The organism is Devosia yakushimensis (assembly GCF_030159855.1).
In the GTDB taxonomy this organism is placed as follows: Bacteria; Pseudomonadota; Alphaproteobacteria; order Rhizobiales; family Devosiaceae; genus Devosia; species Devosia yakushimensis.
In genome coordinates, this window is the sequence record NZ_BSNG01000001.1 from 284672 (window position 1) to 300628 (window position 15957).

A 15957-nucleotide genomic window follows, 5' to 3' on the forward strand; every position below is an offset into this window, starting at 1 on the left:
TCAGATATCCAGAACAAGCCGCGCCGACTTCGCCCGGCTCACACAGGTCATCATGCAGGCGTTGGACGCTTTTTCGCTGTTGTTGAGATAGACGTCCTGGTGGTCGATTTCGCCTTCGATGACCGTGGTGAGGCAGGTGCCGCAGGCGCCCTGTTCGCAGGAGGAAGGCACGGTGAGGCCCGCCTCGCGCATGATTTCGAGGATGGTCTTGCCGGCCGGCACATGCAGCGTCATGGCCGAACGGGCCAGCTCGATCTCAAAGGACGAGGAATTGTCGATGACCTTGTCGTTCTTGAAATATTCGAAATGGATGGCCTCGTCTGGCCAGCCCTGCGCCGCGGCGGTGGCGCGGACGGATTCGAGCATGGCCGAGGGCCCGCAGACATAGACATGCTGGGCCATCGACCACTCTCCCAAGCTCGTGGCGATGGTGGCAGCGATTTCATCGCGCGGCAGGCCCTGGTGGATGATCACCTTGCCATGGAGGGCTTCGAGCTGGTCGCGGAAGGCGGCCTGTTCGCCGCTGCGCACGAAATAATGCAGCTCATAGGGCAGGCTCGATTTATCGAGGAAGCGGGCCATGGAGAGCAGGGGGGTGATGCCGATGCCGCCGGCGATCAGCACGGTGCGGGTGGCGTCGCGGCGCAGCGGGAAATTGTTGCGCGGCTCGGAAATGGCGAGCAGATCGCCCTCGCGTACGGTTTCGACCAGCACCTTGGAGCCGCCCTTGCCGGCGCTCTCGGCCTTGACGCCGATGACATAGCTCATGAGGTCGCCCGGGCCATTGGTGATGGAATATTGGCGCGTCATGCCATTGGGCAGGTGCACATCGATATGGGCGCCCGGCTGGAAGGTGGGTAGATGGCCCTGGCGGGCGGCGAGCTCGAAGCCGATGACGCCATCGGCCGATTGCCATTTGCGCTTGACCACGACGGTCATTGTATTGCCGCGCGGAATGGCGATTTCGGGCATGGTGGCGAGATCGGCCGAGACCTTTTCGAAGATGGGTTGCAGCGGCGCGGGGGCCGGCTTGCGGGTGGCGGCGCGTTCGAGGCGATCACGCAGGCCAGTCAGGAGCTCATTGTAGCGGCGCAGTTCGGCTAGCGGTTCGGCGGGCTGGTCGGCCAGCAATCCGCGGATGACGGCGCGGCCGGCATCCACCGGCTGGACGAACCAGATGACATTGCCCGAGCGGATGGAAAGGCCGGGCAGGATATCGGCGTATTGGTCGAGGCGGGCCAGTGCCGCCAGCACATCCTCGGGCTCGGCATTGACCGGCATGGGCCGCAGGGGCAGCCAATCCTTGTCCTCGGCGCCGGGGAAGGGGCGGAAAGGCTGCTCGTCATTGGCCGCCGACCAGATCAGCCCATAGGCCTCGCGCACCGGATAGGTGCGGTTCTGGATGCGGCGGGCAGGGGCATCGGCGGGGTGGGCGGGAATATAGGTGCAGCCGGCCGAACGGTTGGCATAGCGCCAGCCGTGGTACTGGCATTTGAGCTCGGCGCCTTCATTGATGCCGATGGAGAGACGCACGCCGCGATGCAGGCACCGGTTCTCCCAGACGTTCACATTGCCGTCGTCAGCCCGCCAGACGGCCAGCTCGCGGCCGAGCAACTGGCCCTGATAGACGTGGCGGAAGGGCAGGTCCTCGGAGCTGGCGATGGGGTACCAGGTGGGATCGGAGAGGGTGAAGGTCATGGGATCATCCGAAGATATTACGAAGATCGCGCCACGATCGGATGAGGTCGGTTGAGCTACCCTGGCGTACGGGGCGGCTCGATGCTGATGAAGGGCCCTCCCTCCCCCTTGAGGGGAGGGCCGGGGTGGGGGTAACGAAGTTTGGCATGATAGCCCAACGACCCCCTCCCTCGGTCCCTCCCCTCAAGGGGGAGGGAAGCAATAGAACCGCTGTTGCCGTGGACATCCCCGGTCAACCCGCCGCCGGGATCACGCCATAGGTGATGCCTTTCTGGCTGAGCCAGCGGCGGTAGGCGATGGCGGATTTGTCGGCGCGGATGGGGGTTTCCGAGCGCGGATCGAGGGGCAGGCGCTTGGGAAACTGGTTTTCGAGAATGGGCTTGTCCTGGCCGAAAATGGTCTGCTGGAAACGCCTGAGATCGGTGATGGTCGAGGTGGAATCGATCATCGATTGCAGCAGGTGCGCGCGGCAGCGTTCCTCGGTCATGGGCTGCAGGAAAATGGCGATGACATCGCGGCGGCTCTCGTCTTCCGGGCAGGATTTGTAGAGCACCGAACAGAAGGGGTGCGGCACGCGATAGACATATTCCACTTCCATCGCGCTGGTCGCCGATTTGGCGGCACGCGGCTGGATGAAGCGGCATCTGGTGGCCAGGACCTCGTCGCGTTCTTCCGAGACCTCGACGTCATATTCCTTGACCTCGGTATGCGGCTCGGCGCCCAGAATGTCGGTATGGACGTATGGGAAGTGGCCCATATCGAGGAAATTTTCGACGGCGCGCGGGGCCGAGACGTGAATGCCGATGGAGCCGCAGCTCATATTGACGCGATCGGCCTCGGCATATTCAGGAATGGGGAAGAGCTCGGCGGGCGGGTTGCCGAAACTGGTCCAGATATAGCCATAGCCTGATGTGACCGGCAGGCGCTCGGCAATGCTGGCCGGATTGATCTCGTCGCCCTGTTCCTCATCGGTGCGGCGCCAGACGATCGGGGCCCCGGTGCTGTCGCGGGTGATGGCGATTGGGGTATCGAGCAGTATCGTGGTTTCGACCACGCCGGGCGTGATTTCATCAGTCGCGGCGACGACCTGCCAGAGGTCGCGGGTCAGGGGGTCGATATTGGGCATGAGGCATCCGTGGCTTGCTGGGCGCAGCATAGGGCGGTGGGGGCGCGTGGGGCAAGAGGTGGGTGTGACATCCCCGGTATTGGAGTACCCCCTCCTAACCTCCCCTGACAGGGGGAGGGATCTCTCCACTCTTGGAACTGGATCGAGTCACAACCACCGGCATATCCCTCCCCCTATCAGGGGGAGGCTAGGAGGGGGTATCCGCTACCCCCGATAAATATCAAAATTCCCAAACGCCTGCGTCGTGGCCATGACCTGCAGCCGGTTGACGTTGACGTGGTGGGGCAGGAGCGTCGACCAGATGATGGTTTCGGCAATGTCCTCGGCATTCATGGGTTTGGTGTTTTCATAGGGCTTGGCCGCCCGGCTTTCATCGCCCTTGAAGCGGACCAGGGAGAATTCGGTTTCGGTCAGGCCCGGCTCGATATTGGTGACACGGATATTCTTGCCCTGCACATCGGAGCGGATATTGAGGGCGAATTGCTTCACGAAGGCCTTGGTGGCGCCATAGACCGAACCGCCGGGATAAGGATAGTCGCCGGCCACCGAACCCAGGGTCACCACATGGCCACCGCCGCGGGCGATCATGCCGGGCAGCAAAGCGCGCACGGTATAGACCAGGCCGGTGATATTGGTGGCGATCATGGTTTCCCAATCGGTCACGTCGGCTTCGGCGGCCGGCTGCAAGCCAAGCGCCAGACCCGCATTGGCGAGGACGATATTGATCTTGTCGAAGGGCGCGGGCAGGGCGGCTATTGCCGCGTCGATGGCTGTGCGGTCCTGCACGTCCAGCTCGATGATGTGGCAGTTTTCAGCGCCCAGTTCGGCCTGCAGCGCCTTGAGCCGGTCGGTACGGCGGCCGGTCGCGATCACCTTGCCGCCCGCCTCGACATAGCGGCGCGCCGCGGCGGCACCAAAGCCGGAGGTGGCGCCGGTGATGAAGACGACGAAGCTCTTGGGATCGAGCAACTGATACATGGCGATGTCCTGAAGAATAGTCGGGAAGGGTGGGCAAGGTGGACCGGCGAGGGTGGGAGCGTCAACGGGGGTGTCTCGGTGACGACGTCGGGTGAGTGTTCCGTTGCTTCACCGCTTGTTTCTCCCACCACGTCATTCCCGCGCAGGCGGGAATCCACTCTTTGGCGCACAAGGGAAGAGAAGAATGGATTCCCGCCTGCGCGGGAATGACGCTGTGAAATATTGAATGCCATGTCCATACCCACCTTTCCAAAACTTAACCCGGCTTACCGAGAGCTAACGTGATGGGCGCAGCGGGGGGGATATGGTTGGACAGTACAATCTGGGGATGAACGGGCTTGAAGACAGTCGCGAAGATAGTGGTGGCCTTGCTGGTGATCGGCGGCGCGGCGGGCGCCGGGTGGTGGTTTTTTGCCGCGCCCAAGGCCGCGACGGTGCCCAATACGGTGACGGTCGCCCGCGCCGATATCGAACAGACCGTCTTGGCGTCGGGCGTGTTGCAGGCCAATTCGCTGGTGAGCGTGGGTGCCGAGGTTTCCGGCCGGATCGATGCGGTGCATGTCAAGCTCGGGCAGGACGTCAAGAAGGGCGACCTGATCGCCGAGATCGACTCGCTGAACCAGGAAAATGCGGTCAAGACCGCCCAGGCCGCGCTCGCTGCCATCCAGGCGCAGAAGCGCGCGCAGCAGGCGACATTGGTGCAGGCGCAGGCCGCACTGGTGCGCAATACCTCGCTGAGCGCGGGCAATTTGGTGTCCAAGACTGATCTCGACAGCGCGCAGGCGGCGGTGGATTCATCGCTGGCGCAGATCGACCAGCTCGATGCGCAGATCGCGCAGGCCGAATTGAGCGTGGAATCGGCCAAGCTCAACCTGTCGCGCACCCAGATCGTGGCGCCCAATGACGGAACGGTCGTGGCCGTACTGGTGGAGGCGGGGCAGACCGTCAATGCCAACCAGACCACGCCCACCATCGTCAAGATCGCCGATCTCGATACCATGGTGATCAAGGCCGAGATTTCGGAGGCCGATGTGGTGCGCGTCGCGGCCGGGCAGCGGGTCTATTTCACCATTCTGGGCGAGCCGGACAACCAGATCGACGCCACCCTGCGCGAGATCGAACCGGCGCCCACCTCGATCAGCGAGGACAGCACCTCGACCGATACGGCCATCTATTACAATGGGCTGTTCGACGTGCCCAATCCCGATCACAAGCTGCGCATTTCGATGACGGCGCAGGTGACCATCGTGCTCGACGAGGTGGAAAATGCCCTGGTGCTGTCATCGGGCCTGGTGACGCGGCGCGGGCCCGACGGCAATGCCATGGTGATGGTCTACGACCCGGCGACTGAACAGACCGAGCCGCGCCGGGTGGAAGTGGGCCTCAACAACAATGTCATGGCCGAGATCAAGAGCGGGCTCAACGAGGGCGACGAAGTGGTCTCCAATACCGGCGCCAGCGTGCGGGTGCCGACCGGCGGGCAGGGCATGCGCATGGGCGGTGGCGGCGGCATGGTGATGATGGGCGGCCCCAGGCCATGACGGACAGCAAGACGCCGATCATTTCGGTGCGGGGGCTCAACCGGGTCTTTGCCACCGGCGGCGAGGCCGTGACCGTGCTCAGGGATATCGATCTCGATATCCACCAGGGCGAGCTGGTGGCGATCATCGGCCAATCGGGCTCGGGCAAGTCGACCCTGATGAATATTCTGGGGTGCCTCGATAAGGCGAGCTCGGGCACCTACAAATTCGGCGGCAAGGATGTCGGCCGGTTGGGGCCCGATGCCCTGGCCGAGCTCAGGCGCGAGCATTTCGGCTTCATCTTCCAGCGCTATCAATTGCTGCCCGATCTCGATGCAGTGGAGAATGTCGAGATCCCGGCCATCTATGCCGGGGTGGACGCAAATGCGCGGCGGCAGCGGGCCATCGACCTCCTCACCCGGCTGGGGCTGGGCGAGCGGCTGAGCCACCGGCCCAATGCGCTATCGGGTGGCCAGCAGCAGCGCGTCAGCGTGGCGCGGGCGCTGATGAATGGCGGCGAGGTCATTCTGGCTGACGAGCCGACCGGTGCGCTGGATAGCCATAGCGGCAAGGAATTGCTGGGCCTGCTGCATGAATTGCATACGGATGGGCACACCATCATCATCGTGACGCATGATCCCTCCATTGCCGCCCAGGCCGAGCGGGTGATCGAGATTTCCGACGGGGTGATCATTGCCGACAGGCGCAATGGCGAGGAGACCCGCACCAGCCGGACCAAGGAAACCATCCGCCGCATCGCGCGCTGGCGCGAGGGGCTGGATCGGGCGGGCGAGGCCTTCCGCATGGCGCTGCGGGCCATGGTGGCGCATAAGCTGCGCACGTTCCTGACCATGCTGGGCATTATCATCGGCATTGCTTCGGTGGTGAGCGTGGTGGCCCTGGGGCAGGGCAGCCAGCAGACCGTGCTCAACAATATCGCCTCGATCGGCACCAATACGATCAATATCTATCCCGGCACCGGGTTTGGCGACCGGCGCTCGGCGCGCATCGAAACGCTGGTACCCTCCGACGCGGCGGCGCTGGAAGAGCAGCCCTTTGCCGACAGCGTTTCGCCGCAGGTGAGCTCCAATGCCACGGTGCTGTTCCGCGCCACCTCGTCCAATGCGACGGTGACCGGGGTGGGCGCGGGCTATTTCCAGGTCAATGGCCGCACCTTTACCGATGGGGTGGGCTTTAGCGAAACCAGCGTCAGCCAGATGACGCAGGAAGCCGTGATCGACAAGAATGCGAGCGACGCCTTCTTCGTCAATGGCGAGGACCCGGTGGGGCAGGTCATCATGCTCGACAATGTGCCGGTGCGGGTGATCGGGGTGGTGGCCAATGTCACCGGCTTCGGTCCGGGCGGCAACAGCGCTAATGTCTATGTGCCCTATACGACCGCGATGCGCCGGATATTGGGGCAGTCTTATCTCAGTTCGGTCGCCGTGCGCGTGGCCGACAGCTATGACATGACCCAGGCCGAGGCCGACATTACCGAGCTGCTGACGCGGCTCCATGGCGGCAAGACGGACTTTTTCCTGCAGAACACGGCGACCATCCGCGAAACCATCGAATCCACCTCGCAGACGCTGACCCTGCTGATCTCGACCATTGCGGTGATTTCGCTGGTGGTGGGCGGCATCGGGGTGATGAATATCATGCTGGTGAGCGTCTCCGAGCGGACCAAGGAGATCGGCATCCGCATGGCGGTGGGCGCGCGGCGCGGCGATATCCTGCGGCAATTCCTGATCGAGGCGGTGCTGGTGTGCTTTGTCGGCGGGGCGGCCGGGGTGGCGCTGAGCTTCGGGCTGGGGAGCGCGCTGACGGCGCTCGTACAGGGGGCGACCGTGCGCTATTCGGCGGAGTCGATCGTGCTGGCGATCGTGTCGTCGAGCCTGATCGGCGTGGTGTTCGGGTTCATGCCGGCACGGTCGGCGGCAAGGCTGGATCCGGTGGAGGCGTTGGCGCGGGAGTAGGGGCCGGGCATCGGAGTACCCCCTCCTAACCTCCCCCTGATAGGGGGAGGGATCTCTCCACTCTTGGAGCTGGATCGCGTCAATATCACAAGGCGGTCCCTCCCCCTATCAGGGGGAGGCTAGGAGGGGGTATCCCCTAGTAATCCTTCTCGTAAAACACGCCGACGCTGGTATTCCCGTCCTGGCCGGCCGCGCCGGTAACCTTGAGGTCGTTGGTGACGTCCAGATTGATGGTCACCTTGCTCTGTCCGCCCGCGCCGGCCTGCACGCCCAGATAGACATTGTCCTGGATATAGGTGCCGGCCTGGACGGCGACATTGCCGTTATCGTCGGTGACGATATCGAGATCGTCGAGCCCGGCAGCGCCGCGCAGGCTATCGACCAGGTCATTGCCGCCCCCGCCCATCAGCGAGGCCGCGGCGGCCGCCAGTTTGGCCAGCTGCAAGGGCGATAGTTCGCTCATGGAGCGGTTGAAGATCAGCCGGCTCAACACCTCGTCCTGCGGCAGCATGGGGGTGGAGGTGAAGCTGACCGAAATGTCGGAGGCGCGGCCGGAGACCGTCACATAGACCGTAATGCCCTCGCCCTCGGTTTCGGCGACGAAATTGAGGAAGGGGTCCATGTCGCCCACCAGGGTCACTTCCCCGCTCTGGAAGGTGACGCGCTGGCCCAGAATGGCGAGGCGCCCGCGATTGAGCGAGAAGGCGCCCACCGGCTGGATATCGCTGATCGGACCGGTGAGGCGGACTGAGCCGCCCACTTCGGCATCGAGACCGCGGCCGCGGATGAAGATCTGGTTGGGCGCGTTGACATTGATGTCGAGCACGACCCCGCTGGGACGCGTCTGGGGGATAGGCCGGCCGCGCTCGTCGACCTTGGCGCGGGCCAGCGTTTGTTCCACGGCAATGGGGGTGCGCACATGCTGCACATCGATCAGCTCGGCGCCGCCGCCAAAGCTGTCGGGCACGGTGATATTGGCTTCCTCGACGAAGACATCGCCTGACAGCAGGGGCGAACCGGTGAGGTTGCCGGTCAGCGCCAGTTGGCCCGAAGCGGTGGCGACGAAGAGGTTGCCATCGGCATAGCGCGCGGAGTTGAGCGCAATGCGCAGGTCGGCCGGGAAATTGGCGCTGAGGCCGACCGAGCCGGAGGCGGAAACCGAACCGCCGGTGGAGAGATTGGCCGAGAAATTGTTGATGACGGCGCGTTCGCCCGACAGCGTGGCCGAGCCGGTAATGGCCTGCAGCCGCGCATTGAGTTCGGGATCGACATAGCCGCCATTGCTGATCGAGGCGGTGCCGCCGAATTGGGGGGCGGAAATGGAGCCGGTGACGCGGGCGTCGAGCGTGGCCGTGCCGCTGAGCTGGCCGCCGCGGTCGGCGACGAAGCGATTGGCCAGGGCCAGGGGCGCCGAACCGTTGACGCTGACATTGAGGCCATTGCCGGCGAGCGGAACGGTGCCCGAACCGGTCATGGTCAGGCCCCCCGAGCCATTGGCGCTGAGTGCGGAAAGGGTCACGACATTGCTGGCGAAGCTGCCATTGGTGGTGAAGGTCAGCGGGGCAATGCCGAATTCGCTGATGGCGGCGGCATTGATGCCCTGGCCGCGCGCCTCGAAGCTGACGCGGGGATCGCTGCCGGTGCCGCCAATGGTGGCGCGGCCATTGACCGTACCGGCCAGGCCGAGATCGGGCATGATGGCATTGGCGATGGAGAGCGGCAGGGCGTTGATATCGACGGTGAGGTTGAGCGCTTCGCCCGCCGTGCCATTGGCGGTGATGCTGCCCGAGCCGACATTGAAGCGCACGGCGTCGAGCGCCACGGTCGAGCCGCTGACAGCAAGCACGGTGGGCTGGGCCAAGGCGGCGGCGAGCTGGCCCTGGCGGAGCTGGGCGCGGTCCAGCGCCAGCCGGTAACCCTCTGCAATGGGGGTGAGCGAGCCGGCCACATCCACATTGGTGCCGGTGGCCAGTGCTGCCTGGGCGTCGAAGGCAGTGGTATTGCCGGTCTGGTTAGCCCTGGCGGTCAGGGTATTGATGGTGACACCGGCGGCGGCGACATTGCGCGCATTGGCCGCGCCATCGATGACCGGAACGCCGAAGAGATCGGCAATCGTGGCATTGAGATCGGCCGCGCCGACCGTGATGTCGTTGACGGCCAGGTTGCTGATATCGCCGCGAATTGTAGCGCCCTGCTTGCCATCGGCGGGAGACAGCTGGATATCGGCATTGACCGCGCCCTTGGCCTCGAGCAGCGCCAGGGCTGCGGCAACCGAAACGTCGGGCGCAACCATGCTGAGCGCGCCATCGAGGAGGCTCGTCTCGGCATTGCGGGTAACCCCGCCGGTGATGCGCGTGCCCGCGGCCTGGAAATCGAGATTGGCGAGGGATTGTTCGGCCTGGGTGACGGCGATGTCTCCAGCGAGGCTGGTGCGGAAACCATCCAGCTCGGCGGCACCGGTCAGCTTGCCATCGAGCCGGTCGACATTGTAGCGGCCGGCAAAGCCGATATTGGCGTCGCGCAGGCGGCGATCGGTCAGGGTGCCGCTGGCGACGGTCGCATCGAGATTGAGGTCGATGACGTTTTCCTGGCCCTTGGCGGTGCCCACCACCTTGAGCGGGCCGCTGGCGGCCTCGGACAGCAGGCCCAGATCGCTCAGGTCGAGATTGAAAGTGAAATCGGCCAGGGCATTGGAATAGGTGCCATCGGCCAGCATCTGCACCTGGTTATTGGCGATGCGGAAATTTTCGGCCTCAAGACCCGCCTCGGTGCGGGCCACGCGGCCGGAAAGGGCGACGGTGCCGGCGAGCAGGCGGTCGGCGGTGTCGTCGTCGATGGCAAGGTTGGTGCCCGAGCCATCGAGGGTGAGATCGAACCCACCGGTCAGCGGCAGGATGGAGCCGGTAGCCTTCAAATCCAGCGCGCCATCCAGCTCGCGGCCGGCAAGACCGGAAAAGGGCGAAATGCTGGCGGTTTGCAGGCCAATGTCGCCGGTGAAATTGGGGCCGTCGAGCTGGCCGCTCAAGGCTGCGGTCAGGGCCTGGCCGACCACGCGGAATTCGGCCAGGTTCACGGGCTGGCCGGCATTCCAGAGGCCGGCAATGCCCAGTCCGATGCTGTCGCCCAGGGCCGCCTCGACTTCCTCGCTTGCGTCGATACCCGAAAGCGTGCCGTCGCCGTTGAAGGTCAGGCGGCGTGCCGCGGGGTCGGAGAGATTGGCGGCGACGCCACCCAGGCCCAGCGTCAGGTTCTGCGCGGCAAAGCCAGATGTCTCGAAGCCGCCAATGGTGAGATTGGACGTCCAATCTTCCGAATTGCCGGTGCCGAAATCCACATTGATCTGGGCCGACTGGACCCGGGTGGCGCTGCCGGGGACGGGCAGGGTCACCGGTCCGCCCGCGGGGTCGGCAATCTGGGCGTTGAGCACCAGCTGGCGCAGGAAATTGTCCGGCGTGGTTTCGGCCGAGGCTTCGAGCGCCAGCTGGCCGCCAGTGAGCTTGAGACCGGAAATGGAGAGGCCGCCGGCCGAGCGCACAAGTGCATTGGCGGTGAGCGCGGTTTCAGCGCCGAAGAAGGGCCGATAGGGTTCGGCCATCAGCGTCGAGAGCGGACCACGCAGGTCGGCGGCGATGGCAAAACCCTCGGGCTGCTGGGTGACTGTGGCGACGCCCGAAAGCGCTGTCTGCTGGTTGGCCTGCAGCACCAGTTCGGTGCGCAGATCGGCCACCGGGCCGGAGCCCTTGAGCGACAGGTTCACCGCCGGGCGGTTTTCGATATTGAGCAGGTTGGCGATGACGCCATCGGCGGGCTCGACCAATGCCAGGCCCAGATCGATGGTGTTTTCGGCCTTCTTGTAATCCACGTCGAGATCGAGCGTGCCGCCCGGACCGTCGAGGCGGACGATATCGAGATTGGTAGCGAGATTGCCGCCTTCGAGCGTGAAGGCGCCATTGAGGGAGATTTCCGAACCGAGGCCGAACACGCCCTCGCCGAACGTGACCTTGGGTATGGCCAGTTCCTGCAGGATCACCGCGACCGGGAATTCGGGAATTTGCAGCGAGCCGGCTTCGGGCGGGGGCAGGTCGGCACCCCCCTCGGCGGGCACGGCATTGCGCAGATATTCGATGGAATCGGCCTTGAGCGACTGCACTTCGAGCCGGCCCAGGAAAAGGGCGGCCTGGCTCCAGGTGAGGGTGGCATTGTTAACGCGCAGCCACACGCCCTCGGCGTCGGAAATGGTGATCTCGCGCACCGAGACATTGGAGCCCAATATGCCATCGATATTGGAGAGGCGGATCTGGCGTTCCGGGGTGGAGAGGCGATCCTGCACGAAGCTGGTCAGCCAATCCTTTTGTTCCTCATTATCCATCGTCAGCACATCCTGGGCGACGATGACGGCGGGCACGGCGACGCCGAGCCCGGACAATACGAGCAGGGTAATGGCAACGCGCCGTGGCATGGTGAGGAGCCGGGCCATCAGAAAGACTGCCCTATGCCGACATAGATGGCGTAATCGGGATCGCCCGCGCGCTTGTTGAGCGGCACGGCGACGTCGAGCCGCAGGGGGCCGAGGCCGGTATAGTAGCGCACGCCGACGCCGGCGCCCAAGCGCAGGTCTTCGAGATCGGGGAAGGTATCGGCGGCGACATAGCCGCCATCGAGGAACCCGACCACGCCGATATCGCTGGTCACCTTGGCGCGGGCCTCGAGCGAGCCTTCGAGCAGGTAGCGCCCGCCCGTGACATTGCCCAGCCCGTCATCGACGCCGATGGATTTGAAGGCATAGCCGCGCACCGAGCCGCCACCGCCGCCAAAGAAGAGCTTGTCGGGCGGGATTTCGCTGAGGTCTGGGCCGACCAGTGCCCCGGCCTTGAAGCGGCCGGCCAGCACGAAGGGGTCTTCCTCCCCGAAGCCGAAATAGGTGCGGCCTTCCACCACGATCTGGGCGGCGGGGTTCTCGTAATTGAATTCGTAGAAGGGTTCGAGGTCGGCCTTGAGATACCAGCCGCTGGTGGGATCGACCTTGTTGTCGCGGAAATCGAGCGTGGCGCTGGCATAAACGCCGGCCGTCATGAAATCGCGCGTGCCGAACACATCGTCCTCGAACTGGCTGCGCTCGAACACGGCGCCGCCCTCGAAGGTGATCTGGTCGGAGAAGAAATGGGTCAGCCCCAGCTTGGCATTGGCCGAGGTTTCCATATAGGTCGGATAGATGGTGCGCTCGGCCGAAATGGCGGCGACCAGGTCGGTATCGGGGGTCAGGAAGCCGGGCTTGGTGAAGGTACCGCCGAACATATAGTCGAATTCTTCGGTATCGAGCGGCCAGGCAATGCTGGCAACGCGCGCATCGAGCCGCAGCCGTTCGGCCTGGCCGAAAAGATTGCGCCAGAGGTGGAAGCCTTCGACGCCCAGTCCATCGACGGTGGAATAGGTGGCGCCGATGCCGAAGCGCCGGCCGGCCGATTCCTGGACGATCAGATTATAGGGCAGCAGCCCGTCTGGGCTGATGGACTGCGCCGCTTCCAGCCGCGCGGCCTGGAAGACTTCGAGCCGGTCGAGCCGCTTTTGCGCCAGCGCCAGCTCGTCGGGGTCATACTCCTCGCCCACGGTAAGCCCGGTCTGGCGGCGCACGAATTCGGGGTCCATGCGCTCGGTGCCCGAAACACTCACCTCGCCAAAGGCAGCCTTCATGCCCGGATTGACGGTGATGGTGACATCGACGCTGCTGCTGGCATGGTCGGCCACCACATCGCGGGTGACGACCACGGCCTTGGCATAGCCCTGCTGCCGCCAGGCTTCGAGCGCCAGCTGCTCGGCCCTGAGGATGGTGCTGGACTTGGCGATTTCCCCGCTGCCGAAACCGCGCGAAGAGGGCGGCTCGACATGGTCGAACGGGTCCGATGTCGGGGGCGCCTGGTTGACGATATTGACGCTGTTGAAATGGAACAGCGGACCGGGCGTCACCAGGATCGCGACATCGACCGGCTTGGGCAATTTGGTATCGGGCGGCAGATTGGCGGCTTCGGCGCCGGCAATGCGGATACTGACCGTGCCGCCGTAATAGCCCTCATTGTAGAGCGCGGCGATGATGCGCTTGTAATCGCCCCGCGCCTTGGCGAGCAGGCCCACGGCGCCCGAGGCGGGTTCGCTTTCGTCGGCAATGAGCGCGGAGGCATTGCGCACCGCGTTTTCGGGAGCGCCGGTCTCGGTGACGGAGAGATTGACCTTATAGGGCTGGGGATCGGCGATCACTGCCTCGGCGTCGGCATCGCTCTGGCTTTCGAACAGCTTGATGCCGAAAATTTCGAATGCAGAAGCCGGCGCCACCGCAAGGCCTAGAGAGGTCGCAGCAAGCAAAAGGGCGCTAAAACTCGTTACCAGACGCGCGATATGCAGTGGACCAATTCCCGTCCGTTTACGCTTCTACCAAGAAGGACAGAAGCCGATATTGCCCTCTGGGACCGAAAGATTTGGTTAAACCAGACCCCGTCCCGACCCTCCGACGCTGCACGCGCCCAACAGGCGGTCATTTCGTGGCCAGTTTAGGGCTGCTTGATGACAAGAGACAAGGTTTAGGAAAAATTGTTCTCAATTCCGTGAGCGAACGTGGCCGATGGGCAACGGGTGGAATGGCTCACACCATCGCCTCCCTCGGGCTCGACCCGAGGGCCACTCGCCGCTTGTGCCGGATTGAGAGCGACCCCCGGGTCAAGCCCGGGAAGCGGCGGTAAGCGGCCAAAGGAGCGGATGGAAATGAGTTCTTACGGCCCGCCGGTCTTTGCCGCCTTGGCCTCGTCATACCACCAGATGGACGGGAAGCCGGCGGAATATTCGGGCAGGGTTCCGGGGTGACTGAAACGGTCCCAGCGGGCGGCGCGGGTGTTGCGCAGGCCATAGCTGGGGACGATGTTGTGCTGGGCCAGCAGCACGCGGTCGAGGGCGCGGGTAGCCGCTTCCAGCGTCTCGCGGTCGTCGGCATAGATGATCTTGTCGATCAGGGCATCGATACCGGGATCGGCAATGCCGGCATAGTTCTGCGAGCCCTCCTCGTCCTTGCTGGCCGAGCCGAAGAAGAAGCGCTGCTCATTGCCCGGCGATACGGTCTGCGCCCAGCCCGAATAGATGATGTCGTAATCAAAGCTGCGGACGCGGTTGATATATTGCGGGCTATCGACCGTGCGGATGGTGGCGGCAATGCCGATCTGGTTGAGATTGGTGACGAGATTGGTGGCCACCGGCTCGTTGGTGGGGCCGTTGAGCAGGATTTCAAAGCTGAGCTGAGTGCCATTGGCATCGACCAGGCGATTGCCATCCAGCGTGTAGCCCGCCTCCTGCAACAGACCCAGCGCCGTGCGCAGGTTGGCGCGCAGTTTGGAGGCGTCGCCGCTGACCGGATTGGTATAGGGCTCGGTGAAGACGCGTTGCGGAATCTTGTCGCCCAGCGATTGCAGGATTTCTAGCTCCTCCCCTTGCGGCAGCCCGGAAGAGGCGAGCGGCAGGCCGAAGAAGTAGCTGTTGATGCGTTCGTACTGGCCGTAGAACTGGGTCTTGCTCAGCTCTTCGAAATCGAAGGCATAATTGAGCGCCTCGCGCACCCGCTCGTCCTGGAAGATGGCGCGACGCTGATTGGGGACATAGCCGACCATGTAGCCGTAATTGTTGTAATCCTGCGGGAACAGTTCCTGCACCACGCGGCCTTCCTTGACGGCCGGGAAGTCATAGGCGGTGGCCCAGCGGCGGGCGGTATTTTCCACCCACCAGTCGAATTGGTCGCCCTTGAAGGCTTCGAAGGCCACATTGAGATCGAGGAAATATTCGACGCGATATTCGTCGAAATTATTGGTGCCGACCTGGGTCGGATGGTCCTTGCCCCAGTAATTTTCGACCCGCTTATAGGTGACGGTGCGGCCGGCATCGAAGCTGGCCAGTTCATAGGGGCCCGAGCCCAGGGGCGGCTCCAGCGTCGAGGCGCCGATATCGCGCTTATTGCCCTTGGCGTCGGTTCCTTCCCACCAATGCTGGGGCAGCACCATCAGCTGGCCCAGTATTTTGGGCAGTTCGCGATTGCCGGGCTGGTCGAAGGTGAAGGTGACTTCGCCTGGCGCGGTTTCAGCAACGCCAGTGACATTGTGGTAATATTGGGCGCGGTCGGGATTGAGTTCGACCAGCTTGTTGAACGACCAGATGACGTCGCTCACCGTGATCGGCTCGCCATCGTGCCATTTGGCATCGGGGTTCATGCGGAAGGTGACCGAGGAATAGTCGGCGGGAAATCTCGTCGCTTCGGCCAAGAGGCCATAATCGGTCAACACCTCATCCATGGACGGGGACATGAGGGTTTCGTAGAGCAAGCCGACGCCGCTGGCGACCTGCCCCTTGGGCAGGATGGGATTGAAGGTATCGAAACTCCCCATGGTCCCCATCCGCACCGTGCCGCCCTTGGGGGCGTCGACATTGACATAGTCGAAATGGGTGAAACCCTCGGGATATTTCGGTTCGTTCACGGCCGAGGTGGCGTGCAGCCAGGTGTCGGGTTTGTCTGCCTGGGCCAGGGCCGGCAGGCTTGAGAGCAGCACGAGGCCGGCGGCAAAAACAGAGGTGAGCTTCATCGGGCGGCTCCGGGCATTTTGCAGATTTGTGACGGGAGATTAGGCGGATT

Annotated in this window: 8 protein-coding genes; 2 read left to right on the top strand and 6 right to left on the bottom strand. The window is 64.0% G+C overall.

Features of this window, described 5'->3' with window-relative positions; translation table 11 throughout:
• The 3 genes from QQL79_RS01340 to QQL79_RS01350 all read right to left on the bottom strand — a co-directional run bounded on the left by QQL79_RS01340 (window position 1) and on the right by QQL79_RS01350 (window position 3802).
• Window positions 1–1698: a Rieske 2Fe-2S domain-containing protein gene (locus tag QQL79_RS01340; RefSeq protein WP_284387207.1), complete on the bottom strand. Its 1698-nt coding sequence runs from the start codon at window positions 1696–1698 to the stop codon at window positions 1–3.
• Between the two features lie 232 nt (window positions 1699–1930).
• The gene (locus QQL79_RS01345; protein ID WP_284387208.1) at window positions 1931–2824 is read right to left on the bottom strand and encodes an aromatic ring-hydroxylating dioxygenase subunit alpha; all 894 of its coding nucleotides are present in this window, start codon (window positions 2822–2824) and stop codon (window positions 1931–1933) included.
• A 204-nt stretch (window positions 2825–3028) separates the two neighbouring features.
• Entirely contained in the window at window positions 3029–3802 is a 774-nt protein-coding gene (locus tag QQL79_RS01350; RefSeq protein WP_284387211.1) for an SDR family NAD(P)-dependent oxidoreductase, read from the bottom strand.
• 338 nt (window positions 3803–4140) lie between these two features.
• Here QQL79_RS01350 and QQL79_RS01355 point away from each other — a divergent pair, with 338 nt between their 5' ends.
• Complete coding sequence (locus QQL79_RS01355; protein ID WP_284387212.1) at window positions 4141–5343, top strand: efflux RND transporter periplasmic adaptor subunit; 1203 nt, start codon at window positions 4141–4143, stop codon at window positions 5341–5343.
• Window positions 5340–7298: a MacB family efflux pump subunit gene (locus tag QQL79_RS01360; protein WP_284387215.1), complete on the top strand. Its 1959-nt coding sequence runs from the start codon at window positions 5340–5342 to the stop codon at window positions 7296–7298. The genes QQL79_RS01355 and QQL79_RS01360 overlap by 4 nt, the downstream gene beginning before the upstream one ends.
• Window positions 7299–7434: 136 nt before the next feature.
• Here the strand turns inward: QQL79_RS01360 and QQL79_RS01365 are convergent, their stop codons facing one another.
• From QQL79_RS01365 to QQL79_RS01375, 3 genes are all read right to left on the bottom strand, one after another.
• Window positions 7435–11775: a translocation/assembly module TamB domain-containing protein gene (locus tag QQL79_RS01365; RefSeq protein WP_284387217.1), complete on the bottom strand. Its 4341-nt coding sequence runs from the start codon at window positions 11773–11775 to the stop codon at window positions 7435–7437.
• Window positions 11775–13625: an autotransporter assembly complex protein TamA gene (locus QQL79_RS01370; protein WP_284387219.1), complete on the bottom strand. Its 1851-nt coding sequence runs from the start codon at window positions 13623–13625 to the stop codon at window positions 11775–11777. Before QQL79_RS01370 ends, QQL79_RS01365 begins: the two co-directional genes overlap by 1 nt.
• A 434-nt stretch (window positions 13626–14059) precedes the next feature.
• Window positions 14060–15907, bottom strand: coding sequence for an extracellular solute-binding protein (locus tag QQL79_RS01375; protein WP_284387221.1), 1848 nt, complete (start codon window positions 15905–15907; stop codon window positions 14060–14062).
• Window positions 15908–15957: the final 50 nt, after the last annotated feature.